The sequence below is a fragment of the Micromonospora sp. CNZ309 genome (genome assembly GCF_002846525.1).
Window position 1 is genome coordinate 538,563 of record NZ_PJNG01000001.1, and the last position, 23,957, is coordinate 562,519.

General features: G+C 67.4%; 17 protein-coding genes and 6 pseudogenes. 13 read left to right on the forward strand and 10 right to left on the reverse strand.

Features of this window, described 5'->3' with window-relative positions; all coding sequences use genetic code 11:
- Nucleotides 1-369: 369 nt before the first annotated feature.
- The 3 genes from CLT72_RS02490 to CLT72_RS02500 are packed head-to-tail and all read right to left on the reverse strand — an operon-like array spanning nt 370 to nt 4,255.
- Nucleotides 370-2,379 carry a hypothetical protein gene (locus CLT72_RS02490; RefSeq protein WP_101409327.1) on the reverse strand — a complete coding sequence of 670 codons (2,010 nt, stop codon included), beginning with the start codon at nt 2,377-2,379 and terminating at the stop codon, nt 370-372.
- Nucleotides 2,376-3,527, reverse strand: coding sequence for a 5'-methylthioadenosine/S-adenosylhomocysteine nucleosidase (locus tag CLT72_RS02495; RefSeq protein ID WP_101409328.1), 1,152 nt, complete (start codon nt 3,525-3,527; stop codon nt 2,376-2,378). The genes CLT72_RS02490 and CLT72_RS02495 overlap by 4 nt, the downstream gene beginning before the upstream one ends.
- Entirely contained in the window at nt 3,524-4,255 is a 732-nt protein-coding gene (locus CLT72_RS02500; RefSeq protein WP_101409329.1) for an NUDIX hydrolase, read from the reverse strand. The genes CLT72_RS02495 and CLT72_RS02500 overlap by 4 nt, the downstream gene beginning before the upstream one ends.
- 318 nt (nt 4,256-4,573) lie before the next feature.
- On the opposite strand from CLT72_RS02500, the gene CLT72_RS02505 reads away from it, so the two are divergent.
- Nucleotides 4,574-4,768 carry a hypothetical protein gene (locus tag CLT72_RS02505; protein WP_486484169.1) on the forward strand — a complete coding sequence of 65 codons (195 nt, stop codon included), beginning with the start codon at nt 4,574-4,576 and terminating at the stop codon, nt 4,766-4,768.
- A gap of 149 nt (nt 4,769-4,917) precedes the next feature.
- Here the strand turns inward: CLT72_RS02505 and CLT72_RS02510 are convergent, their stop codons facing one another.
- From CLT72_RS02510 to CLT72_RS02525, 3 genes and pseudogenes are all read right to left on the reverse strand, one after another.
- Entirely contained in the window at nt 4,918-8,271 is a 3,354-nt protein-coding gene (locus CLT72_RS02510) for a GTPase domain-containing protein (RefSeq protein WP_101409330.1), read from the reverse strand.
- Nucleotides 8,272-8,293: 22 nt separating this feature from the next.
- A complete protein-coding gene (locus CLT72_RS02515; RefSeq protein ID WP_144082159.1) occupies nt 8,294-8,602 on the reverse strand; it encodes a hypothetical protein in 309 nt (102 codons plus the stop codon).
- 273 nt (nt 8,603-8,875) lie between these two features.
- Nucleotides 8,876-9,427 (reverse strand): annotated as a pseudogene (locus CLT72_RS02525) (transposase); the annotation flags it as partial.
- A 9-nt stretch (nt 9,428-9,436) separates the two neighbouring features.
- Here CLT72_RS02525 and CLT72_RS02530 point away from each other — a divergent pair.
- From CLT72_RS02530 to CLT72_RS02575, 10 genes and pseudogenes are all read left to right on the forward strand, one after another.
- Nucleotides 9,437-9,829 carry a hypothetical protein gene (locus CLT72_RS02530; protein WP_144082160.1) on the forward strand — a complete coding sequence of 131 codons (393 nt, stop codon included), beginning with the start codon at nt 9,437-9,439 and terminating at the stop codon, nt 9,827-9,829.
- Between the two features lie 95 nt (nt 9,830-9,924).
- Nucleotides 9,925-10,281, forward strand: a complete 357-nt coding sequence (locus CLT72_RS02535; protein ID WP_101409333.1) for a transposase — start codon at nt 9,925-9,927, stop codon at nt 10,279-10,281.
- A complete protein-coding gene (locus tag CLT72_RS02540) occupies nt 10,278-10,637 on the forward strand; it encodes an IS3 family transposase (RefSeq protein WP_101409334.1) in 360 nt (119 codons plus the stop codon). The genes CLT72_RS02535 and CLT72_RS02540 overlap by 4 nt, the downstream gene beginning before the upstream one ends.
- Nucleotides 10,628-10,876, forward strand: a pseudogene (locus CLT72_RS32500) (DDE-type integrase/transposase/recombinase); the annotation flags it as partial. The gene CLT72_RS02540 and the pseudogene CLT72_RS32500, both read left to right, overlap by 10 nt.
- A 56-nt stretch (nt 10,877-10,932) precedes the next feature.
- A pseudogene (locus CLT72_RS02550) lies at nt 10,933-12,318 on the forward strand (IS30 family transposase); the annotation flags it as partial.
- A 103-nt stretch (nt 12,319-12,421) separates the two neighbouring features.
- Entirely contained in the window at nt 12,422-12,661 is a 240-nt protein-coding gene (locus CLT72_RS02555; RefSeq protein ID WP_486484170.1) for an IS3 family transposase, read from the forward strand.
- Between the two features lie 81 nt (nt 12,662-12,742).
- Nucleotides 12,743-13,447 (forward strand): annotated as a pseudogene (locus tag CLT72_RS02560) (transposase family protein); the annotation flags it as partial.
- A gap of 351 nt (nt 13,448-13,798) precedes the next feature.
- A pseudogene (locus tag CLT72_RS32505) lies at nt 13,799-14,152 on the forward strand (transposase); the annotation flags it as partial.
- Nucleotides 14,153-14,446: 294 nt separating this feature from the next.
- Nucleotides 14,447-14,572 (forward strand): HNH endonuclease, encoded by a 126-nt coding sequence (locus CLT72_RS02570; RefSeq protein WP_101414893.1) that lies wholly within the window; start codon nt 14,447-14,449, stop codon nt 14,570-14,572.
- Nucleotides 14,573-14,590: 18 nt separating this feature from the next.
- A complete protein-coding gene (locus CLT72_RS02575) occupies nt 14,591-15,079 on the forward strand; it encodes an SMI1/KNR4 family protein (protein ID WP_101409337.1) in 489 nt (162 codons plus the stop codon).
- Between the two features lie 105 nt (nt 15,080-15,184).
- Here the strand turns inward: CLT72_RS02575 and CLT72_RS02580 are convergent.
- The 4 genes and pseudogenes from CLT72_RS02580 to CLT72_RS02595 form a co-directional block, all read right to left on the reverse strand.
- A pseudogene (locus CLT72_RS02580) lies at nt 15,185-15,439 on the reverse strand (transposase); the annotation flags it as partial.
- A gap of 1,008 nt (nt 15,440-16,447) precedes the next feature.
- Nucleotides 16,448-16,885, reverse strand: a complete 438-nt coding sequence (locus tag CLT72_RS02585) for a peptidase inhibitor family I36 protein (protein ID WP_357662608.1) — start codon at nt 16,883-16,885, stop codon at nt 16,448-16,450.
- Between the two features lie 2,096 nt (nt 16,886-18,981).
- A complete protein-coding gene (locus tag CLT72_RS02590) occupies nt 18,982-20,268 on the reverse strand; it encodes an MFS transporter (RefSeq protein WP_101409338.1) in 1,287 nt (428 codons plus the stop codon).
- Between the two features lie 94 nt (nt 20,269-20,362).
- Complete coding sequence (locus CLT72_RS02595; RefSeq protein WP_101409339.1) at nt 20,363-21,742, reverse strand: rhodanese-like domain-containing protein; 1,380 nt, start codon at nt 21,740-21,742, stop codon at nt 20,363-20,365.
- Between the two features lie 394 nt (nt 21,743-22,136).
- On the opposite strand from CLT72_RS02595, the gene CLT72_RS02600 reads away from it, so the two are divergent.
- Both CLT72_RS02600 and CLT72_RS02605 read left to right on the forward strand, forming a co-directional pair.
- Complete coding sequence (locus CLT72_RS02600) at nt 22,137-22,406, forward strand: metal-sensitive transcriptional regulator (protein ID WP_101409340.1); 270 nt, start codon at nt 22,137-22,139, stop codon at nt 22,404-22,406.
- A 134-nt stretch (nt 22,407-22,540) separates the two neighbouring features.
- The gene (locus tag CLT72_RS02605) at nt 22,541-23,941 is read left to right on the forward strand and encodes an MBL fold metallo-hydrolase (protein ID WP_101409341.1); all 1,401 of its coding nucleotides are present in this window, start codon (nt 22,541-22,543) and stop codon (nt 23,939-23,941) included.
- Nucleotides 23,942-23,957 lie beyond the last annotated feature (16 nt).

A 23,957-nucleotide genomic window follows, 5' to 3' on the forward strand; every position in this document is an offset into this window, starting at 1 on the left:
TGGTGGGCGGTGGTCCCGCGGGCCGCCGCCGTATGAGCGGCAGCCGCGGTGTCATGGCCAGCAGGGACGAAGAACCGGAGTTCGACGCGCTTCTACTGTTCTGAGGGCAACCCGGTCGGCGCAGTGGTGTGGCGGCCTCTTCACGCCCGGACCCTGGGTCAGCGCTAGGTGCCGGGCCGACAGCTAGCCGACATCACCAACCCTTCGACAGGTGTCGGCACTAACGTCCGTAGCAGGTCCGCAGGACCAGCCGGCTGACCCCTGAGCGAGGCTGGATCGATGACGTCCGTGTCACCGAGCACCACCCCGCAGCATCCCGAACCGCAGTGCTGCCCGACCCTGACCCCGCGCCGAGCAGCATCGCATTTGTCAGCCCTCCATCGCGGCGACGAGCCGCCGGAGGCCGGCGCGTTCTCGGCGGTTCTCGTGGGTGATCCATTCCTTGCCTTCGGCAGCGATGCCCTCTAGCACGTGCAGGGTGCGTTCGAGGCCCGAGGCGTCGAGCGAGACCTGGGAGGCGATGCGGTCGTCGTCGCCGAGTTCCGGCATGCCTGGCCACTCACCGGTGATCGTCAGCTCGTCCCGGGGATTGTTCGTCAGGGTAAGGGAGAGCTTTTTCTCGCCGTTGCGGGCATCCACGACGTGCGCCGCCACGACCGAGTTGTACTGGTAGGTGAGACGCTGCCGATCGCCGAATTCCATGGTTTCGAAGTCGAGGGTGACCGTGACCTGGCGGACCCCGTCCTTGGTGAGCAGGAAGAGGAGAAGTTTGTATCGCGAGTAGCGCCAGGGTCCCTTGCTGACCCGGGCCCGCTTGCACCCGGGCACGGGCGCCTCGATGAAGGCGTGCGCTATCACGTCCTGCGCGGCCACGCGGTAGTGCCGCAGCGTGTCCTCGACCAGGATCTTGCGGTCGCAGTCGAGCCAGTGCGCCATCTCAGCGTCGGTCGGCTTCGATTCCAACTTGCGCACCCACCTGTCGTACGCCGCGCACCGGTCCTCGTAGTCGCGCCGGACCCGGTCTATGTCGTCCCGGTAGCGGTGGCCCTCGAGGAGGATCGCGAGCCAGCCCTGGATGGCGAGCCGGGCCCCAGCCACGATTCCGGCCGTCGCGATCACCGTCGTGAACGGCGCCTCGACGAGGGCCTGCCACAGCAGCAGCGGCCCGGTAACCACCAGGGCGAACACTGCGATGCCGAAGGCGGTCCGCGCCGAGGATGGCACTCGGGAGTCCTCGGGATCTGCGGTCAGCTCACCGCTGAGCCACTGCCGCTTGACGTCGCTGGCGAGGAATCTCACTAGCCAGGCGACCCGCTTGGCGTCGACCGGTTGCTCCCGATACAGCTCGACCAGCTCGTTACGGAGGGTCTGCCGGATGCCCGCCGTCTCAGCCAGCCACATCTCCCGGGCTATGTCCGGCGGCAGGTAACGCCCGAAGTAGCGGTCGAACAAGGAGTCCATCGCGGAGGCGAACCGGTTGGACTGTGTGGGAGCACGCTGGGGTGTGAAGGTGAGACGCTGACGGGCCGCCCGGCGTCGATGCCGAGCCAGCCTGATCGTAAATCCGGCCCGGACCGCGACGACGACGGCTCCAAGAACCACCATCAGGTAGCCGGCGGAGCGAAGCCATGAGTGGGCCCAGGCGTACTGGACCACCGCGAAACCCGTGATGAGGAGCAGTGCCGAGCCGCCGAGGGCGCGTAGATAGTCCGCCGCGTCGGTTCGGATCGGTTGCGGCGGAACCGGTCGGGGAGGGATCGGCTTGGGCTGGAAGAACTTCCACACCCGCTCGACCCGGTCTTTGGCCGTCCTGTCCCGCCGGGCGGCCGCGAACGTCTTCTGCCAGGTCCAGTCCTGGTGCGGTCCGGCCAAGAAAACCTCGAGGTGGTTGAGGATGCTTTCCTGCAGTGGCGGGTTGAGCGATTCGAACTCCTTGACCACTACACCGATCGCGGCTGGGTCTGGAGTTTCCGCCGTAGTCTGCGGCAGCGAGTCCAGCAGCGAGCCGACGGCGTTGATGCCACGGGCCCAGGGATCTTCGGAGCGCTGCGCCGCCCAGCGGCGGACGTGTGCCAGCTGCGCGAGTTCCTGGTCCGTCAAGCTCTGCAGGGTACGGCCGCTCAACAGTGCAAGCGCCAGATAGAAGTAGGCGCGGGAGTTCCTATAGCCCCGGGTGATGGCTTTCATGATCAGCTCTCTCGCCTCGGGTGGGGCGCTGATCTCCAGGTAGCGGAGGCCGACCTCGAACTGCCGCTCCGGCGGGTCGTCGTCGCTGACGTGGTATCCGCCCTCGATGTGGACCTCCTGGGCCTGGAAACCCACCCGGGCATCGCCGTCCGCGACGTTGGTGAACGTCCTCTCCTGCGGTCCGGCGCTCATGACAGGTCCCGCAGAGCCGCCATGAGCCCCGCGACCCGGGTGGCGAGGTCCGTCCAGTCCAGCAGCAGGCCGCGCAGCTTTCGCAGGGCCGTGGTCGCGCGGCTCCGTGCCTCGTCGTCGGCCGGAGGTACGTCGGCGGCGGCTGCGTCCATCTCCTGCTCCGCCGCGCGGTATGTGACCGCGTCCACGTCACCCGCCTCATGGCACTTACGGAGCGAGGCGCGCAAGTCCGCGAGCTGATCGTGGAATGTCTCCCCGCCCGCACCGCCCGGCGCGCCGTAGACGGTCGCGTGGTGAACGGTGTGTGCCTGGAATCCAACGTGAGCGTTGCCCTTGGCGACGTTTCTGACAGAGCCGGACATCGACGCACCACCTGCTTCTTTCCGAGGACGGCGAGGGGAGGAGCCATACTGCGCCCCGATTTCCTGGGCGAGCGCGAGGGCGAAGGCCGCGGCGTTGGCGGCGGCACGCGGCTGCCAGCTCTCGCCGTCGGTGTGGACCTTGGTCCCGTCGGCGCGGTCGCTGATGCCGCGGACGACGACGGCCGGCAGGGAGCGGTTCAGGTGGGCGGCCTGGGCGACCCCGGCCGACTCCATCTCCACCGCCAACGCGTCGTTGTAGTGATCACGGATGTGCGCGGCCTCGGGCGAGGACGCCGAGTCGAGGACGACCTCTCCTGCGGCGATTGGGCCGAACCACACCTTGGGCACTCCTCCGGCGAGGCCCCGCGCCCAGCCTCGCTCCCGCTCAAGATGCCGGGCGAGCTGATCACAGGCATGGGGGATCTCCCACACGCGAGGCCGGGTGCGGAAAGCGTCGCTCTCGCTGGTGCCGCCGTGATAGGCGTACACGTGGGTGGCCACGACGACATCGCCGAGGCCGACGGAGGGCCAGAGCGCCCCGGCCACGCCGGCGAAGATGATCGCTTCCGGGTCGAACTCGGTCATGGCGCGCTCGGCGATGACGGCGGAGGGGTGGTTGCCCTTGCCGACAAGGCCGAGAATGATCTCACAGGAGCCTCCGGTCACGGTGCCACGCTCGAAGCGCGTGCCCATCGGATGTACGTGCGGTTCGGCTTTCGTGAGACGTTCGCGAACTGCGTTGTACTCGAGGTCCAGTGCGGTGAGCACGACCACGGGTCTGGTCATCTCTCGTCTCCTCCGGCTGCGACGGTCGGAACCGTGCGGATCATGGGCGGGTAGAGGTTCCGGCGCGGACCAGCGCGGTAGACGCGGGCCGGGCGGCCGGTGCCCGTGGCACGGGGCGGACCGGCGGGGACCACGAAGCCCTTCGTGCCCTGGACCTTGCGGTAGAAGTTGCGGGGATCGAGCGGGGTGCCCCAGACGGCTTCATAGACCTGCTGCAGCTCTGTGAGGGTGAAGACCTCCGGGCAGAAGGCCGTCGCCAAGTCTGTGTGCTCCAGTTTGGAGCGAGCACGCTCCACCCCGTCGACGACGATGCGCAAGTGGTCGAAGGCGAGCGGTACCCGCGCGGCCAGTACGTCGTCGACTGGCGTCCACTCAGCGGCTGCGGCGTCGGTCCCAGAGACGGGCTCGGGAAGGCGCGGCACGACGGCGAGGTGGGCGACGGAGACCACGCGTCCACGAGGGTCACGGTCGGGGTCGCCGTATGTACCGAGCTGCTCCAGGTGCGGGATGTCGGTGAGCCCCGCCTCCTCCCGCAGCTCCCGGCGGGCGGCGCTGAGAATGTCCTCGCGCTCATCGGCGAGGAACCCACCAGGCAGCGCTGCCCGCCCGACGAACGGCTCAACACCGCGCCGCACGAGAAGCAGGTTTAGACGACCACCGCGCAGGGTGAGGATCACGAGATCGACAGCGAGCAGGATCAGGGGTGGTTCCCAGGTGTCATCGGGCACCGCTCGACCATAGCTTTTTGTCGATGCGACAAAAAGGGTCGACGCTGTCGTAAGGCTGACACTTTGAGTAGTGTCTCGATCGCCAAGAGGTGCCACGAGTGCGGTAGCGCCGCCATACGTGTGGCGGCGATACCGGGAAAGACGGTGTCTGAGGTTCCCCCGGTTTGCCGGAGGGTCCGGTCTCAGGGGGTCACTTCACCCCACGACCCGGCGCGGTACGCCCCCATGCCGAGAACCTTGCATTGCCTTGGACCCGCCTGTCGGCTCCGCCTGAAAACTGACCCCGTGGTTCCAACTGGACCGCCAGTATCAGGGTCCATGCCCATCCCGGCTGTCCCACGCGACCTCGCCCGGCTCTTCGCTGACGGCGGCACCCAGGCCGGCCCGCCTCCGCTGCCAGAGCCTGAGCCACAGACCACCGCGGTCGAGGTCGACCAGGTCGTCAACGGCCGCGGCGGGATCAGCATCGCCGGCAGGCAGATCAGCGTCGGCGTCCCCCTTGCCGACCAGTAGATCCGAACCCTGACACCTACGCCTGCGGGAGGCGGCCACGCCGGTGCCGGCAGGGCAGGGGCGGTGTTTGTGACGTGGAAGGTGGAAGGTGGAAGGTGGAAGGTGGAAAAGCATCTCAGTGCCGCGACGACTCGGATCACCGTCGAACCTTATGTTTGCGCAATCAGGAGTAGCTCCTCGGTGATGGTCTTCAGGGCCTCGGGTGCGGCGGCTGCGAGGATGTAGGCAGGCATCAGCACCAGAGTCTTCTGTAGCTCCGGCGGTCTCGAATCAAAAGGTGACAGGACCGGCTGCCAGACCGGCGACCAGTCGGTGACCCGCAGGGCGGAGGCGACCGCCACGCGCTGCTGGGCTGGGTCCTGAGCGGACTCGGCCACCGCCCAGACCCGGTCGTGGAGGCTGCGGAGCTTGGCGGCGAGGTCGGCGGCTTGATCGCGCTCACCGAGGCGGACCATTGCGCCGATGAGTATGACGAGTGCCCCGTCATGCCACAATTCGATATCCGTGGCGGGAGCCTGTGCCGCCTCGCGGGCCAGCCGGAGCGCCCGTCGCGGATCGCCGTTCGCAGCGGCAGCGTCTGCCAACTGCGCCAGGAAGAGCTGCGCCGGTCCATTATCGATGGCTCTGGCAATCTGCTCCGCTCGATCGAAGTCACCGGTCAGCGCCACAGGGAGGCCACCGGAGCCGAACATCATCGCTGCCAGGTTCTCTATGCGACGGGCAACCTCCGTCGCGTGCTCTCGGTCCGCTGGAGCGAGCGCCGCCGCCAGAAGTGCCCGCGCGCCGTCAGAGTCGAGGCGGTCGCCAGCCTCGACGGCGAATCGTTCCAGGCGCTGAGCCAGCTCCCACGCCAGGTTGACCTCCCCGCACACGCCCAAGGCGGTCAACACCGGAGCCATGGTTGCCGCCCGGACCGACGGATGGCTGATCGAGGTTGCCTCCTCTTCCGCCCGGTTCGCCAACTCGCGTGCTCGACCGCTCTCACCGAGGCGGGCGGAGAGCCCGATGGCCGGCGCCAGGCCCGAGACTGCATAGAAGTTATCGCTGAGCGCTCTGGCAACCTCGACAGATTCGTCGACGAGCGCCCGAGCCGTCGGTACGTCGCCAACGCGCAACGCCACGTCGGCGACGGCGCCGAGCGCGTCGAGACGGAAACCTGGCTCGGCGATGGACAACGCCGCCGCTTTCGCTTGCGCCAAGGCAGGATCGCCGGCCGTGTCGATCACCGCTGTCAGCGCCCAGGCGCGTACGTAAGGCTCTGTGACCTGCTGAGCGGCCCGCCGGGCCAGTTCGGGCTCACCGATGGTTTGCAACGGATGCACGAGGGCGGCCAGCTCGCGATCTATGTCGATCTCCGCCATGGTGGCCTGCTCAGCACGCTCCGCGTACTCGCCGGCCCGGTCCAGATCCCCGGTTACGGCGACGGCTTTGGCCAGTTCCGCCCATGCGTATGCCCGGTAGAAGGTCGGCTCGGCCGAGGTAATGATCTCCTCGATCCGATCGGCGAGGCGCGCGGCCTGTTCCTGCTCTCCGATCTCGAACAGGACGGCGACCAGGGGCGCCATCGCGAAGCCGCGAATTCCGGACCCGTCGAGCATTGCGGCCTGGTCGCTGGCCTGCGCAGCGAATTCCTGAGCCCGGCTTCGATCGCCGCTCCTGGCGAGGGCGTGAGCGATTCCGATGAGGGCATACGTGCGCCACCGCGACTGGTCTATTGATGCCGCCAACTCTTGCGCTCCAGCGACATCCCCGGCGGTTGCCAGCGGCCCGGCGAGAGCCCACGCATCATCGTCACGTTTGCGGGAACGGAACGTGCGCCACGCCCGCTCGTTGTCTCCGCAGAGCGCGTACACCTCCATCAGGCCGCCCATCGCCTCCACGCCTTCGGCGATCTCCTCCGCCTGCAGCGCCAACTGCCGTGCCCGGTCGAGCTCACCGCCGAGGGCCAGCACTCTAGCCACCCCGGTCAGGCCATAGCTACGCCAGCGCGGCACGGTGACGGAGTCCGCGATCTGCATAGCCTTCTCCGTGTGACCGTCGGCGGCAACCGCTCGTGCGACGCCCGCGAGCGCCCACGCCCGGCGGTCCGGGTCCGGCATCGACCGCGCGAGCGTCTCTGCCCGCTCGTGCTGACCGAGCCGGGCCCAAACGTGCGGCAGATTGACCCTGATGCTCTCCGCTCGTTTGGTGATACGAAGGCGGTGCACTGTCACACGTCCCAAACTCGCGAGGTCGTCGGGGGCCCCGGCCTGGAGTATCTCGTGAACCGCGCTTATCTCCCCCAGCGCGGCGAAATCTCCGCCGCTGATTGTGAACAGGCGATCGTGCCGCATCCGGTCGGTGGCGATTGCGAGCATCCTGGGCAGGTCGCCGATCTCGTGCAGCAGGCGGCTGTAACCACGAAGCAGATATTCCGGGGTTTCCGGCGGCCAGCCGCGGTTGCGGTAGTTGTCCGCCCACTCGTGCAACCGCTTCCGGTGCTCCCGCAACGCGGCGTCCCCGAGACGGTTGACCGCCTCCACCTGGATCTCTTCGTGTCCGAGCAGATACACCTCGGGATGTGCATCGGGTCGCCAGCCGGCCGGTCGTTTGGCGAAACTGCGGCCCGTGACCGTCCGAAGGTGCTCATCGACGACGAATAACGGGGTATGCGTGAGTTCGGCGAGGTCGGGCCCGCTGAGACCACCTCCCGCGGCCGTGACCAGACCGAGCAGGTCCCGCTCCAGGTCCGAACCGAGCAGCAGCCGCCTGATCTCCAGGCGCATGTCCGTTTGGACCGCCATCGCATGCGGTGAGGCGGCCAGGGCCCGCACGACCGACGGTCGCCGAAGGGGATGCGCCGCGGGCACGTCAGCAGGTATCGGCGGGTTCGGGCGGCCGGCCACGACCACCCGCATGCCGTCGGGCAGCTCCTGCGGCAGCAACGCCGCGATGCTGTAGGCGTCCGGGCCTGCCACGACCCCGCGATCCTCGTCGAGCCCGTCCACGACGAGGACGAGACGTTCACCCAGCTCCGCGCAGAGCCGGGCGGCGCGTGCCAGACGATCGCGGAACTCGACCTCGCTCGAGGCATCGGTGACCATCGGCATCGGCTCGTCGAGGATCTCCGAAAGCTGGGCCAGCACGAACTCGAGGAACGCCGATCGATCGGAGTGGCCTTTGAGACGCGCGGTGATGAAGAACGAGACGACGCGTACGCCCGGTGGTGGGTTCAGCACGAACCACGACAGCATCGCTGTCTTACCCGACCAGGCTGATGCCTGCCACCACACGTAGGGCTCGCCGTCCGGCACGGTGCAGAAGTGCTTGAGCTCGTCCAGCTCGGTCTCCCGCCCCTGCAGGGACGTCGGCGCTATCTGGGTGACCACCCTGTCGCGGTACAGCGACCGGCGCGGCGCTGGCGCGTACACATGGATGTCGCCATAGTGCAGGCCGGAGATGGCAACGCCACCAGCGCTTGCGGTGGCCGCACCCGTCTGCGAGACGTCGACCCGGCGTGGCATCGCGGATGCTCGCTGTTCTGGATCAGATGGCGGCGCCGCTGGCTGCTTGCCCGCCGCCCGCCGCCTCGGCCCGGCCGGTCTTCTTGATGTCGACGTGCTGCTCGGACAGGGATCGACCCGCCGACGCCGACAGCCCGCTGATCGCCGTCCCGGATGATCGCGCGACCGCCGGACCTGTGCCCGACACCCGGGTACTCCCGTTCGGCCGACGCAGTGCGGCCCAGATCCCGATGCCGACCGCGGCGACCGAAGCCAGCGCCGAGACCGCCCCGCCGAGCTTCCCTGCACCGCTGTCGTCAAGGAGCCAGAACACCAGGCCCAGCACAGCCACTGTGGCACATGTCCCAACGAGAACCACGGTCGATCGCCTCATGCCGACCATTCTCGCAAGAGGCTTCATCGGTCGGCCCGCCGCCCACGGGTCATCTCGAGCTACTGGACCGGCCGCTTCGCTCGAAGAAGCGCGGCGCAGCCGGCGGCAGGCCACCAGCATTCGACGTCGAGGACTACAAGGCCCGCCACGCTGTGGAGTGCGGCATCAACAGCGGCGGCGCCGCGCAGCAGTGGTCGACCGAGGACTGCCCGGACCAGGGCGGTGCGGCGTCGGCCGGTTCTGCCACTCGGTTATGCCCTCGACGACCTTGTCGGTGGTCGTGGAGATGGTCTGCCGGGACACCTCGGCGCCGTAGACCTCGGCCAAGTGGGCCTGGATCTCGCCGGTGGTTAGGCCCTTGGCGGACAGGGAGATCACCATGTCGTCCACCCCGGACAGCCGGCGTTGCCGCTTCTTCACAAGCTGCGAGGCGAAGCTGCCGTCGTGGTCGCGGGGCACCTCGATCTCGACTGGGCCGACGTCCGTTAACACCGTCTTGGACCGCACCCCGTTCCGGGAGTTCCCACCGTTTTCCCCGGCCGGGTCGCCCTTGTCATTGCCCAGGTGGTCGGTGATCTCACCTTCCAGGGCCGACTCTAGGACCCGCTTCGTGAGCTGCTGCAGCAGCCCGCCATCACCGGTCAGCTGCAGGCCCGCCGCGCGGGCCTGCTTCACGAGCTGGGCGACCAGCTCCGCGTCGGCATCATCCGCCGGCTGTCCCGGCCCGTTCTTCGCCACCGCGGCAGTCCCGGGCGCGGTTCCCGTGGTCATGAGGTCTGTCATGCTGTGCTAATGGGTCGTTTCGCCAGGGTCATCGTATCGTCGCTGATGGTGGTTGTCGGACTAGCAGGATCCGTGATGTTCCTGACCGGCCAAGGGCTCGACCGCGCAGAGAAGTGGGTCGCCGTCGTTGGGATGTTCATCTCCGTGGCCGTGAGTGCGGCCGGCCTTGTGCTGACCTGGTTGGCCTACCGCCAATCCACCATAGTGAACGCCGCGACGATGGTTGGCGGGGCGTCGGCCCGTCGCACAGGTGACGCGGTTGCCGAGGGACCGGGAAGCCGAGCCATTAGTGGGGTGATCTCGTCGGGCCTTGTGCCCGGGGAAGTGAACGCGGAGCGAACCGGTAGAGCCCAGGCGAGCAACGGTGGCGTCGCCACAAGCGGCGTGGAAGTGTCATCCTGACCCCTCGGTCACCATAGCGAAGGGGCTGCCGCCGTGGCATGGGGCAAGTCTGAGGGCATCGTGGCCCGTGGCACCGGTGGGCTTCCCCCTCAGATGTGGACACCCTGAGACTGGATGTTGGTCCAGAGAAAGGGCTGTCCCCGTTGGGGCGTCCATCGAAGTACACGGAAGAGTTTCGGCGTGACGCGGTTGACTTGGTCCGTTCGTCGGGGCGGCCGATCAACCAGGTGGCCCGTGAGCTGGGGATGAGTCACGAGACGCTGCGTAACTGGGTCCGCGCCGCTGAACGCCGGGCTGGGGCCGTTGCGCCCGCCTCGGGTGGGGACGGGTTGTCGGTCGCGGACAAGGACGCCGAGATCGCCCGTCTGCGGCGTGAGGTCGCGGAGTTGCGGCAGGAGAAGGAGATCCTGCGTAAGGCAGCCGCCTATTTCGCGAAGGAGATGGATCGGTGACCAGCCGCTTCCGGTTCATCTCCGCCCACCGCGCCACGTTCGGCGTCAAGCAGCTGTGTCGGGTCCTGGCGGTTTCCCGCTCCGGGTTCTACCGCTGGGCCGCCAGCGAGCCGGCCCGGCAGGCTCGCGCCGCCAGCGAGGACGTCCTCGCCGAGCAGATCAGGGCCATCCACGCCGACTCCGGCGGCGCCTACGGATCCCCACGGGTGACCGTCGAGCTGCGCGACCAGGGTGTGCGGGTCAACCGCAAGCGGTCGAGCGGATCATGCAGCAGCGGGACGTGGTGGGCCGGCACCTGCGCCGCCGCAAACGCACCACGATCCCGGATCCGGCCGCCCCGCCGGTGCCGGATCTGATCGGCCGGGACTTCACCGCCACCGCGCCCGACCAGCGGTGGTGCGGCGACATCACCTACCTACGCGTCGGCACCAGCTGGCTCTATCTGGCCACCGTCATCGACATCGCCACCCGACGGCTGATCGGCTGGTCCATCAACACCCACATGCGCACCAGCTTGGTCACCGACGCCCTCGACGCCGCCGTCGCCGCCCGCGGCGGCCGGGCTCACGGCGTGATCTTCCACTCCGACCAGGGCGTGCAGGGCGGACTCAACCGGTCGTCGCAACACCTCGTGGTCATGGAGGTGTTCGAATGGTGCGTCATCAGCAGCAGGCGGATCTGGCGTTGCGGCCGGCGATGCGTTCGCCGGGCCGGCCGATGCCGGCGCGGCATGTGGAGCGCGCCTTCTGGCGCCTGATTGCGCAGGGCAAGCGCACCGAAGAGGCGGCGCTCGAGCTGGGTGTGTCGACGCCGGTGGCGGTGCGCTGGTTTCGGCACGCTGGCGGCATGCCGCCACTGAACCTGGCCGAGCCCACCGGCCGCTACCTGTCCTTCTTCGAGCGCGAGGAGATCGCGCTACTCAAGGCGCAGGGCCAGGGCGTCCGCGCGATCGCCCGGCAGCTCGATCGGGACCCCGGCACGATCTCGCGGGAGCTGCGGCGCAACGCCGCCACCCGTGCCGGCAAGCGGGAGTACCGGGCAGGCGTCGCACAGTGGAAGGCGCAGATCGCGGCGCGGCGCCCGAAGCGGGTGAAGTTGGCGGGCAACCCGCGGCTATGCGAGTACGTCCAAGCGCGGCTGAGCGGGCAGTTGCAGCGTCCTGACGGGACCGTTGCCGCCGGCCCGTCGACGACTTGGAAAGGGCTGAACAAGCCGCACCGCGCCGACCGGCGCTGGGCCACGGCCTGGAGCCCGGAACAGATCAGCCGGCGGCTGGTCGTCGACTTCCCCGACGATGAGGAGATGCGCATCAGCCACGAGGCGATCTACCAGGCGCTCTACATCCAAGGACGCGGAGCGCTCAAGCGTGAGCTGGTCGCCTGCTTGCGCACCGGGCGGGCATTGCGCAAGCCCCGAGAACGGTCCCGGAACAGGCCGCAGGGTCACGTGACCGCCGATGTCGTGCTCAGTGAACGGCCTGCGGAGGTCACCGACCGTGCGGTGCCTGGGCACTGGGAGGGCGATCTGATCATCGGCTTGAACCGGTCGGCGATCGGCACCGTCGTGGAGCCCAGCAGCCGCTACACGCTCCTGGTCCACCTGCCCCGCCTCGAGGGCTACGGAACCGTCCCACCTGTCAAGAACGGGCCCGCCCTGGGCGGCTACGGCGCCATCGCGATGAAAGACGCCCTCAGCTCGACGATGACGACGATGCCGGCCGAGCTGCTACGGTCGTTGACCTGGGACCGGGGCAAGGAGCTCTCCGCCCACGCCCAATTCAAGGTCGAAACCGGCATGGCAGTCTACTTCGCCGACCCCCACTCGCCCTGGCAGCACGGCACGAACGAGAACACCAACGGCCTGCTACGCCAGTACTTTCCCAAGGGCACCGACCTGTCCCGCTGGAGCCTCGATGACCTCCTCGCCGTCCAGGCCGCCATCAACAGCAGACCCCGCAAGGTCCTCGGCTGGAAGACACCCGCCGAGGCCCTCGACGAGCACCTACGATTGCTGCACAGCAGCGGTGTTGCAACGACCGGTTGCACCCGGGCAGTTCGCCTCTTGGGCCTTCACCAAACGCGCCCGCGACTCCGGGCTGATGCCATCGATGGGCAGCATCGGCGACTGCTACGACAACTCGATGATCGAGGCCTTCTGGCCAAGGATGCAGGTCGAGCTGCTCAACCGCTGGCGCTGGCGCACCCGCATCGAACTCGCCAACGCGATCTTCGACTACCTTGAGATCTGGCACAACCGCCCACGTCGGCATAGAAGCATCGGCATGCACACCCCGATCGAGTTCGAGCGGGCGTCCACGGTGGCATGGGATCCACTGAGCCTTTTCCAACCTGATCTTGCAGGTCAGGGACGGTGTGCGTAGCCCGGGGATCGATGAGGGCGAGGCTCCAGGTAAGACAGCAAATCGACCGAAACCCGATGCCCCAACACGGGAGCCTCGCCTGTGCTGTCTTACCCGCCCACGTTCTCGTTGTCGAGCCGGACGCTGAACCACCTCGCTGACCGTATCCGCAGCCACCGCAACCAGCGTCGATCCAGGTGGCGGCGCCTCGACGCGGGACGGCAGGCACTGCTCGCTCTGGCTCACCTGCGCAACGGTGACACCTACACCCGCCTCGCCGCCGGGTTCGCCGTCGGCGTGAGCACCGCATGGCGGTACGTGCAGGAAGCGACAGCCCTGCTCGCGTTGACCGCCGACGACCTGGCCACCGCCATGGACCGGATCCGCCGGCTGGCGTACGCGATCCTGGACGGCACCCTGATTCCGATCGACCGGGTCGCCGAGCAGAAACCGTACTACTCCGGAAAGCACAAGCGGCACGGCGTGAACGTGCAGGTCATCGCCGACGCGGCTGGCCGCCTCGTCTGGGCTTCGCCGGCACTGCCCGGCTCGGTCCACGACCTGACCGCAGCCCGGACCCACGGCATCATCGAGGCGCTGACCAGTGCAGAGGTGATGACCTTCGCTGATAAGGGTTATCAAGGTGCCCGCGGCAGCGTGCGCACTCCGTTCAAGCGGCGCCGCTTCCGGCCCAAGCTGTCACGCCGGCAGAAGGCCGTGAACCGGGCCCACGCGAAGATCCGCGCCCGCGGCGAACGGGCGATCGCCACACTCAAGACCTGGAAGAGCCTGGCCAAGCTGCGCTGCTACGTCAACCATCTGTGCTGGCCGCGGGCGGCTGGCGAGCGCACCGCCCTGCGAGTCCTGACAGCAGCCCGCGAGCAGATGAGCGGCGAGCGCACCCGCGCGATCAACGCGCTGACCGCGCTGCTACGCACCGTCGATCTCGGCATTGATGCCCGCCGCGCCTTGACCACCACAACGATCGCGACCGTCGCGGCCTGGCGCACCCGAAGCGACAACGACACCCTGGCCATCTGCCGCGCCGAGGCCATCAGACTGGCCCGACGCATCCGCGCTCTCGACGCAGAACTCGCCGCCAACCACACGGCACTGCACCAAGCCGTCACCGCGCAAGCGCCGCAACTGCTCGCCCAACCCGGTGTCGGTGCCGTCGTCGGTGCAGCCGTTCTACTCGCCTGGTCACACCCCGGACGCGTCCGTTCCGAAGCGGCGTTCGCCGCCCTGGCCGGCGCGTCACCTTTACCGGCCTCCTCAGGCAATACCACCCGCTACCGGCTCAACCGCGGCGGCGACCGGCGCCTGAACCGAGCGCTCTACACCGTCGCGCTGGTCCGCATGGGCCACGATGCGCGAACCCGCGACTACGTCACCCGCCGCATCAGCGAGGGCCGCACCAAACGCGAGATCATGCGCAGCCTCAAGCGCTATATCAGCAGGCAACTCTTCCGGACCCTGAACGGAACCAACCCAGCCATCGCCAGCACTTGACAGCTATAGAAGCATCTCTATGTGGCAACCGGCGAGGAATCGGTGCTGGTCCACAACTGCGGAGGATCGGTACGGGGCCATGACGCCGCATGCACTTGCGCTGCCGGTGGTCCCCCGGTGGGGCCGATCAATGCGCACCTATATGGCAGTACCCACCCGATAGCCAATGTTCCCTTTGGTGCCCAGGGGTTCCCAGATTTTTCGGCGTGGGTCGACCCGGCTGTCCCGGACGTCTATATTACCCTGACCGGTGACCGTTAGAAGGATTTCAGGCTCGCCGACAGAGCTGTCGGGATCACGCCAGCCTATAGGAAGGGTAGATGGACTTGGAGCCATCACCAGGACTGTGGGCGCATGCAATTGGTGGATATGAACGTGCATGGAAGAACCGGCCATACGGGTGGCCACTCTATTTGCTGAGAGGTGAGGGAGCCTGGTATGAACTTCCCATTCGAAGCTGTTTCGTCATCCTGGACTGGCCCGCCGCTGACCGCAGAGATGGTTCAGCGGGCAGAGGAAAGCCTCGGAGTGCAGCTGCCGCAGAGCTATGTACAGCTGATGTATCAGCAGAACGGTGGCCTATTGAAAAACACTTGCTTCCCGACAAGTTTTCGAACCTCGTGGAGTGCTGACCACTTCCAAATGGACATCATTCGAGGTATTGGCTACGAGAGGGGAATTGATGAACAAGGTGTTGCCTCGATTCGGGAATGGAATTATCCGGACATCGGCGTGGTGATCGGTGTGACGCCTGCAGCCGGGCCGGATGTGGTCATGCTCAACTACTCCGAGTCTGGACCGGACGGGGGGCCGATCGTTGTCTACGTCGACGAAGACAGATTGCCGCGGCGAATTGCCGGTTCATTCGAGTTATTTATTGCGGGGCTAGTCTCCGAAGAGGATTACGAGGACGGCGGCGACGATTAGCTTCTCGATTAGGTCTACAGCATGCGGTTGACCGTGCGAATCGCAGCATGGCTGGCCCGCGATGCGGGCCAGCCATGCTGCGATCTCGTTGGATGGGAGTGTGGATCAAACGGCCCCTGTCTCACATCGATGGTGAAGGAGGATGCTGCTATCCGAGGGGGCGCGGTGGTGGAGCAGGGTGAAGGCTGCTCGGCCGTGCATTTGGCGTGCGATCCGTTTGGTATTGGTGTTGACGCCTTCGGTAGGGCTGTTGCTGTGGGGGAGCGTGAGCGCGGCGTTCACGGCGTCGCGGTCCCGTTCCAGGCCTCGGGTAAAGGCGTGCAGATGAGGTAGGTCGCCCGCGCGGACCTGGACCATCCAGAGCGAGAGCCGGTCGGCGTTTCCCGCTGAGCGTCAGGAGTCCGGCGAAGCCCTCGACTACGGCGGCCAGTTGAAATCATGGTGCCGCAGGTGATTTCTTGAAGCAACGGTCCGTGCGGCACGGCGCGCTCGGTCTCGTGGGACCTATCCAGTTCGCCGATCGATGGTTGGTGGAGCCGCTGACAGTCGCGCAAGGCAAGAGTTCGTCCGGACTGCCTGGCATGGCAGGCGCTTGACGGTCCGCGGTAACGAGCCCGGTAACGGTGGGCTTCGCAACAGATGGATGAGGCGATGAGCCACGGCATGGAACGGCATTTGAGGGCGTCGTTCTTGTCCGCTTCTAAGAACGTTTCAGCCTATCCTGGCATGTCGTGACAGAATCGTTGTAAAACTGGGGGTCAAGGGGTCGTCGGTTCGAATCCGGCCGTCCCGACAAGGTGTAACAGCAGGTCAAAGGGCTGATCCGACACATCGGGTCGGCCCCTCTGGCTTCCTGGGGACCACGTCGGTCAAGTGCGTCGGGCCGGTAGCGCATCTTGACCGCTGGTCAAGTCGCGAAGCGTTAATGCGGGATGCCTGCCGAATCGTTCGCTATCTGCATCAAGGCGGCCCGCAAGCGGGCCGCGCCGGCCGCGCTCGGCCTGCTGGCGGCGCAAGCGCCGGCATCGGTCGGCGCGCCGGCTGAATGAAGGGCATGCCTCCGGCGGGGGCCAGACGACTCCGAGATGGAGTTGCCGAACTGTTCCGGTCCGTGGGTGGTGGGATGCCATCCCGCCTACCACCGACCCAGGCAGAGCCGAGCAGACCAGGGCCAGGGCGACAAGGTCGTTCGTCCGGTAGGGCGCTCCACCTTGTCACCCTGGCCCTGGCCCGCCCCACGGTGTGTGGGTCGGCGGCAGACGAGATGACATCGAGATCCGTTAGACGCAGCCGCTGCCCATGGCAGACATTCGAGCCATAGTGAAGGTGCTATTGGCCGTCATAGGATAGGTATTTGCAAAACTTGGTTCAACTCACCCAGCGATGTGAGCGATAGAAATCATTAAGGCCGTCATACTTGATTCCCTGCCCCAATAAGAGGTCCGGGTTGACGTAGTTGGAATAGGTGTAGAACTCGACGCCGCGGTAGGACGTGCTCGTCCCGCGATTCCATGCCGAGCGAACCGCGTAAGCTGCGGTCCACCCGCATTGAATGCTTCCACTTAGCCAGTCAGGGTCAGCATCGGACCAGGTGCACCTGCTTCCCGTCCCACCTGTTCCACTCCAAACGCAAACGTATCCACTGGAGCAGGACCAAGCAGCAGCCTGGGCAGCGTTTGGCGGTGCAACTACCAAAAGGGCCGCTGCGAGACTCAGAATGCTGAGGATTGATCTCATCTTTTTCATAGATCCCCCGTGTAATCGATGTGCATCAAGGCTGCTTCCTGTAACTGCCGTAACCAACATCAATATCCTACGGTTGCCTACTAGGGCAGGTCTCCCGCCGTAGCGTTAAATGCAAATATTCATGAATTTCACATTTGTGGTGCAAGTTGGGCGTATGCCGGCCAAAGCAACTTCGATCTCTCAAAAGCAGGAGCATGTGAGGTGGGAGCAGCGAGCCGAGCGGCTGCTGTGGCAAGTGCCTGGTGAGGGGCCGGCAAACTGACCACCTTGTGGCAGCGAGCGGTCCGCATCGAGTCCGCAAGAGGTCGACGGACGGCGGGGGAGTGGTGAAAGATGTCGATAGGTGTTTCCGCGGGTGGGGGCCCACTTGGGCAGGTCGCTGGGTCGCCTATATTGATCTCATAATCCTCCGGTCGCGCCGTGCCCGATGCGTGCCTGTTGGCACGGGTGCCGAGGGTCAACGGCGGTCGACTCCTGGAGGTGGCCGCCAGCCTGGCAGCGCAGGCCGGACCAGCTCCTTGCCGAGCCGCTTCCGCCCGTGTCCACACTTCCTAAACCGCCTGCTGCGGTCGCTGGAGCGTGTCAGCGTTCCGGGGACCAAGTGGGGACCACACGGCCTGCGCGATGGTGCGCGGCACGACGTCGACCGCACGGCCTGATCTTGGGGATAGCGTGCGTGACGCGCGTGGACGTGTGGGCGAAGCGTCCTGGGGGTCAAGGGGTCGTCGGTTCGAATCCGGCCGTCCCGACAAGGTAAAACAGCAGGTCATTGGGCTGATCCGACGCATCGGGTCGGCCCTGCTGGCTTCCTGGGGACCACGTCGGTCAAGTGCGCCGGGCCGGTAGTGCATCTTGACCGCCGGTCAAGTTCCACGGCTGGCCGCTCTTGCCTTCCGATCGTTCGCTCACAGCAACAAGGATCCTGGACGGGCCGCACGTGTGCGGTCACCTGGGCGTCTCCGGCCGCTTGCCACTGTCGCTCGGCGACCGCCACGCCCGTGCCCGACGGCTGGCGTGGGGCAGGCACGTTCCTGCCCTCCACCCTCTGACCTGCGACGGGAAGCAACGTGACGAGCTGCGGTACGGTGCCAGATCAGCTGCCGAGTCCGTGGGGCATTCGTCTTGTCAGGAGGGGGGACCGTGCAGTTGCATCGGAACACTGCGAGACTGCGCAAGATTTGCCTCGCCTGGGGGCTGTTCGGGGCGCTCGTCTGGTTGGCGGCACGGTGGGCCGGGGCCAACCCTGATCACTTTCATCACAGCAAGGCGCCCTTTTACGAAGTCGTTAGCCTGGTTGTAGTCGCTGTTTCACTTCTTGCGTGGCTGATGCTGCTCTGGCCGTTTCTGATCAAGGTCGATCTGAATGGGCTGACACTTCGGCTGCGGGGAATCACGACCCGGTTGCCTTGGGAGTCGGTGGGAGTCGCTGACCGTAACGAAGGTGGGGGAGTCGTGGGATGCGACGGACATCAAGATTTGCCTGGCTCCGGGCGGCGAAGCGGGTCGTTGCGCGATACATGCGCGGCGATGAAGTCCGAGCCGACCCGCATCTGGCCGAATACATGGCAGTACAGCGGAGCACCGATGCGGAGAAGCGCGAGAAGTTGTCATCGGGTGACGACCAAGAGCCGGACTCGCTTACTCCTCGCTGAACCGGTGTTGCGTTTCGTCGAACGTCTCAGTGCCTGGGGACCAGGTGGGGACCACACGGCCTGCGCGATGGTGCGCGGCACGACGTCGACCGCACGGCCTGATCTTGGGGATAGCGTGTGTGACGTGCGGGAACGCTTACCAAATCGTCCTGGGGGTCAAGGGGGCGTCGGTTCGAATCCGGCCGTCCCGACCGGTTGACCTGGGGAGATGAAGATCTTCTCCGGTAACGGCGGTAACATCCGGTAACGGATGACCTTTATTGGCGGTAACTGCGAGGACGGTTGGCCGTCGGCGTGAGCGCTGTGCAACGTTCTGACCTGCGGCTTCATCTGCATCCCGGATGAAGCGGCATTGTGGTCTCTTGATTCCCCGTCAAGCGGGAGCATGAGCGCAGTCCCCTTGGCGCACTGAAATTCCGCTTCGTTCAGCGAACTTCTCTCACCAAGACTGCGTCAATCCCTTGTGGGACTCGCCGTGGCCCGGTCATCGCGCTGGCGGGGACCTCAGCGAAATCGGGCCGGCCGGCCATCCGCAGGGCGGCGGGTGCCCCGGTGCGTCTCGTACATTCGCCCGGCGACGATCAGGCCGGATGCGGCGGTGAGTGCCGCCACCACGAAGGTGGCGCCCCGGATGCCGACGACGTCCGCCAGGAAGCCGGCCAGTAGTGCGCCGACCGCGAAGCCACCGTCGCGCCAGAGTCGATAGATGCCGACGGCGCGGGCCCGCCACACCGGATGCGCGACGTCGCTGATCGCCGCGAGCAGGGAGGGATAGACCATGGCGGTGCCAGCACCGAGCAGGATCGCGGCTGTCGCCCACCAGCCGAAGCTGTGCGCGCCGGCGATCAGTCCGAGCGCGCCGGCCTGGGTCAGCATCCCGACCACGATGAAGGGTTTGCGTCCGAACCGGTCTGAGAGGGGACCGGTGACGATCTGGCCCAGGCCCCAGATCGCGGGATAGAGGGCCGCCAGCACCCCGATCCTTGGCAGGGAGAGGCCGGCGGCGGCGAACAGCACGGGAAACAGCCCCCAGGCGAGGCCGTCGTTGAGGTTGTTCACCAGGCCGGCCTGGCTGGCTGAACTCAGTGCCGGTTCCCTCCAGCTGACCAGGCTGAAGACCTGCCGGGTGGTGAGATCGCCCGAGTGCGCGCCCTCGGCAACCTGATGGGTGGCCGCCTCGTGGTGGGCGTGCCCACGCGTCTCCCGCACCAGGAGCGACGCCAGGCCGAGGCCCACCGCCACGTAGGCGGCGCCGAGCAGGAACGGAACGGGACGCAGGCCGTAGCGAGCCGCCAACGCTCCGGTCGCCAGCGCTGTCGCCGCCACTGCGAGGTATCCGGCCGCCTCGTTCAGCCCCATTGCGAGGCCGCGCCGACGCGGCCCGGCCAGGTCTATCTTCATGATCACCGTGGTGGACCAGGCCAGCCCCTGGTTCATGCCGAGCAGGACATTGGCCGCTACCACCCAGCCCCAGCTCGGCGCCCAGATGAGCATCAGCGGTACGGGGATCGCCACCAGCCAGCCGGCCAACAGCACCGGCTTGCGGCCGTAACGGTCGGAGAGGGTGCCGGCGAAGAAGTTGGTGACCGCCTTGGTGGCGCCGAAGGCGAGGATGTAGGTGAGGGCGGCAGTGTAGGCGGTCAGGTGGAACTCCTGCTGTCCCAGCAGCGGCAGGACGGTGCGCTCGGTGCCGAGCAAGCCACCCACCAACGCGTTGACCACGACGAGGAGGAGGAACTGGGCGGCGTTTGCCCGTAGGCCGAGCCTCGGCCCGACGGCGTTCGCGGTCATGTCCACATCCTTTTGCCAATCCCTCACCTTCCTCCCCCGGACGAGCAGGTGACCTCGGCGCCCTCGGCCACCTGCCGGCCTCGTCAAGTTGGGATCAGACCGCGGCGTGCAGCGTCTGCCACGCGCCGTACCCGCCGAGCAGGTCGGAGACGTCCGCCCGACCCGCGTTGCGGAGCAGGCTGGCCGCGACCGAGGAACGGTAGCCGCCGGCGCAGTGCACGACGACCGGTCGATCGGTCGGTACCTCGTCGACGCGTCGGGTGAGCTCCGCCAGGGGGATGTGCAGCGACCCGGCTACGGCACCCTGCTCCCGCTCGCCGGCGTTGCGTACGTCCAGCACCACCGGCGCCTCGGTCCCGTCCAGCGCCTCGCGCAGTTCGGTGGCGGTGACCCGACTGGCCCGGGTCATGTCGGTGACCATCTCCAGGAAGGCTCCCTCGGGCTCCCGTAGGTACCCGATCACCTGGTCGAAGCCGATCCGCGCGAGGCGTACGACGATTTCCTCTTCCCGGTCCTGCGGGGCGACCACGAGCACCTTGCGGTCCGGGGCGACCACGCTGCCTGCGGTCTCGGCGAACCGCCCGTCGGCCGGGATGTTGATCGCACCCCGAACATGCCCCGCGGCGAACTCCTGCGGGTCGCGGGCGTCGATCACCACCGCCCCCTCGGCGCGGCTCTCGGTGAACTCGGCAGCGTCGAGCGGGCGCGCCGGCCGGGTGTGGTCGAACAGTTCGCGGGCCTTGCGGTTGAGCACGGCGTCGAAGGCGAAGTAGCCGGGCGCGGCCGGCTGGCCGCCGGTGACCAGGGCGACGAACTGTTCCTTGCTCATCGGGGTGCAGGCGTAGTTGGTGCGGCGCTGTTCGCCGATGGTGGATTGACGTTCGGTGGAGAGGTTCTTGCCACAGGCCGAGCCGGCGCCGTGGGCGGGGAAGACCCGCACCTCGTCGGCAAGGCCCATCAGTTTGCGCTGCACGCTGTCGTAGAGCATGGCGCCGAGCTCACCGGCGGTGACGCCGAGAGATGCGAGCAGGTCGGGGCGGCCGACGTCACCGATGAACAGCGCGTCGCCCGTCAGCACCCCGTATGGCACCGCGTCGTCGGCGCGCTCGTAGACCAGGATGCTGATGGACTCCGGCGTGTGGCCCGGAGTCTCCATGATCTCCAGGGTCACGTCGCCGAGGTCGATTCGCTCACCGTCGGCGAGCTTGCGGCTCGGGTACTCGGTCTCAGCGCGGTGCCCGTAGCCGATCCACGCCCCGGTCGCCGCGGCCACCTCGAGGTGGCCGGCGAGGAAGTCGGCGTGGAAGTGGGTGTTGATCACCCCTTCGATGGTCAGCCCCCGAGTCCGGGCGTCGGCCAGGTATTCGTCGATGTCCCGGCGGGGGTCGACGAGCACCGCCCGACCGGTGGTCTCGTCACCGATGAGGTACGAGGCCTGAGACAGACAGTCCAGGTAGTACTGGGTGAACAACATGGCGCTGAACTCCTCTGTAGTGATGGCAGGCGATGTAATCACGATAGCGCATACCCCCGGGGGTATATTCCGGGCCCAAGGTCCCGATCTTCCGGGAGCTTTGCCCCGCGGGTCGGATGCGAGCGGGGCCGCCGGAAACGTCCGCCCCCGGGGCGGGTTGTCCTCGCCGTGGGACGCCGTCGACATGCGGAGGTAGAACATGGCGAGCGTGGCGCTGACCACAGCCAGCTTCGGAAAGACCGTCGCCCGGGGGCGGCATCTGCTGGTCGACCTCTGGGCCAGTTCCGGAGGGCCGCGGAATGTCCGGGCGATCCCTTCGGTTGAGGATGCCCGTGGGGGTATCTGGTGGCGAGCCGGTACCCCCTGGGGTATCTTTCGACTGGGAGGTGGTGCGGTGAAGCTTCGACCTGACATGACCAGCGAGGCGCTGACCCGGCTCAAGCGGGCTCGAGGGCAGCTCAACGCGGTCATCGAGATGATGGAGAGCGGTCAGGACTGCCGCGAGGCGCTGACCCAGTTGGCCGCGGTGTCGAAGGCGATCGACCGCGCCGGCTACAAGATCATCGCCTCGGGGATGCGGCACTGCAACGCCGCACGCGACCGGGGCGAGGCGCCCGAGATGACCGAAGAGGAGCTGGAAAAGCTCTTCCTCGCTCTGGCCTGAACCGCGGAGGACTACCCGCCGGGAGTGCGTGTCCGCAGCGTGGGCGGGTAGTCCTCTCGCGTCTCAGTCGACACAAAAGTCTGTCTCCCATATACCCCCGGGGGTATATGGGGAATCGGGAAGGGAGAACGGCAATGGCAGCAGAGGTGGCCGTCATCGCGACGTCCTCGCTCGGCGACCGCAGCTACCTGGCATCTGACGGGCGGGTGGCGATCGCGGTCGACCCGCAGCGCGACATCGACCGGGTCCTGTATCTCGCTGGACAGAAGGGGGTGCGGATCACCCATGTGGTGGAGACGCACATCCACAACGACTACGTCTCCGGTGGCCTGGAGCTCGCCCGGGTAACCGGCGCGCACTACCTGGTCGCCGCAGCCGACCAGGTCGGCTTCGACCGCAGGCCGGTCTCCGACGGCGACGTGGTGCCCGTCTCGGACGCCCTGCGCCTGCGGGTGATCGCGACCCCGGGGCACACCTTCCACCACCTGTCGTACGTCCTCGACGAGGCCACCGACGGCGACTGGCAGCCGGCGGGCGTCTTCACCGGTGGGTCGCTGCTGTTCGGCACGACCGGCCGTACCGATCTGCTCGGCAAGGAGCACGCCCACGAGTTGGCCCACCAGCAGCACGCCTCGGCGAAGCGACTGGCCGACCTGCTGCCCGACGGCGCCCAGGTGTGGCCGACGCACGGCTTCGGAAGCTTCTGCTCGGCCAGTCAGGCCGACGCCCCCGACTCGACCATCGGGCGGGAGAAGCAGGCGAATCCGGTCCTGAAGCTGGCGGCGGACGAGTTCGTCACCCAGACCCTGGCCGGTCTGGACGCCTACCCGGCGTACTACGCCCACATGGGCGTGGCGAACTTCGCCGGCCCCGCGGCCGTGGACCTCACCCCGGTGACCCGGGCCGTTGAGGTCCAGCTCCGGGACCGGATCGCCGCCGGGGAGTGGGTGGTGGACCTGCGGCACCGCAAGGCGTACGGCGCTTCGCACCTGGCCGGCACCGTGAGTCTCGGGCTGGACGGGCCGATGTCGACCTGGCTCGGTTGGCTGATCGACTGGGGCGTGCCGATCACGCTGCTGGCGGAGACGCCGGAGCAGGTTGCGGACGCCCAGCGGGAGCTGGTCCGGATCGGCATCGACCGGCCGGCCGCGCAGGCCACCGGCCAGCCGGAGCAGTGGGTGAGCAAGCCCGAGGAGCTGCGGGAGCTGCGGATGGCCGACTTCCCGGCGCTGGCGGCGGCTCGTGCCGGCAACACCCCGGCTGGCCTGCCGGCCCCGGACGTCGTCCTTGACGTTCGGATGACCAACGAGTGGCGCAACGGCCACATCGGGGGCGCGGTGCACGTCCCCCTGCCCGACCTGCCCCAGCGGCTCGCCGACGTGCCGGCCGGCACGGTCTGGGTCCACTGCGGCTCCGGCTACCGGGCCACCGCCGCCGCGTCGCTGCTGGCCAACGCCGGCCGCGAGGTCGTCGTCATCGACGACAAGTTCGACCGGGCCGAGGCGGCCGGCGTCGCCATGGCCGACAACACCTGACCCGTACCCGCGGACC

What these genes read in the sequence shown, in the direction of transcription:
- CLT72_RS02490 (WP_101409327.1), bottom strand. Translation starts at nt 2,379, where the DNA reads ATGAGCGCCGGACCGCAGGAGAGGACGTTCACCAACGTCGCGGACGGC.
- CLT72_RS02495 (WP_101409328.1), bottom strand. Translation starts at nt 3,527, where the DNA reads ATGACCAGACCCGTGGTCGTGCTCACCGCACTGGACCTCGAGTACAAC.
- CLT72_RS02505 (WP_486484169.1), top strand. Translation starts at nt 4,574, where the DNA reads ATGCCCATCCCGGCTGTCCCACGCGACCTCGCCCGGCTCTTCGCTGAC.
- CLT72_RS02510 (WP_101409330.1), bottom strand. Translation starts at nt 8,271, where the DNA reads ATGCCACGCCGGGTCGACGTCTCGCAGACGGGTGCGGCCACCGCAAGC.
- CLT72_RS02530 (WP_144082160.1), top strand. Translation starts at nt 9,437, where the DNA reads ATGGGTCGTTTCGCCAGGGTCATCGTATCGTCGCTGATGGTGGTTGTC.
- CLT72_RS02555 (WP_486484170.1), top strand. Translation starts at nt 12,422, where the DNA reads ATGATCGAGGCCTTCTGGCCAAGGATGCAGGTCGAGCTGCTCAACCGC.
- CLT72_RS02575 (WP_101409337.1), top strand. Translation starts at nt 14,591, where the DNA reads ATGAACTTCCCATTCGAAGCTGTTTCGTCATCCTGGACTGGCCCGCCG.
- CLT72_RS02585 (WP_357662608.1), bottom strand. Translation starts at nt 16,885, where the DNA reads ATGTTGGTTACGGCAGTTACAGGAAGCAGCCTTGATGCACATCGATTA.
- CLT72_RS02590 (WP_101409338.1), bottom strand. Translation starts at nt 20,268, where the DNA reads ATGACCGCGAACGCCGTCGGGCCGAGGCTCGGCCTACGGGCAAACGCC.
- CLT72_RS02595 (WP_101409339.1), bottom strand. Translation starts at nt 21,742, where the DNA reads ATGTTGTTCACCCAGTACTACCTGGACTGTCTGTCTCAGGCCTCGTAC.
- CLT72_RS02605 (WP_101409341.1), top strand. Translation starts at nt 22,541, where the DNA reads ATGGCAGCAGAGGTGGCCGTCATCGCGACGTCCTCGCTCGGCGACCGC.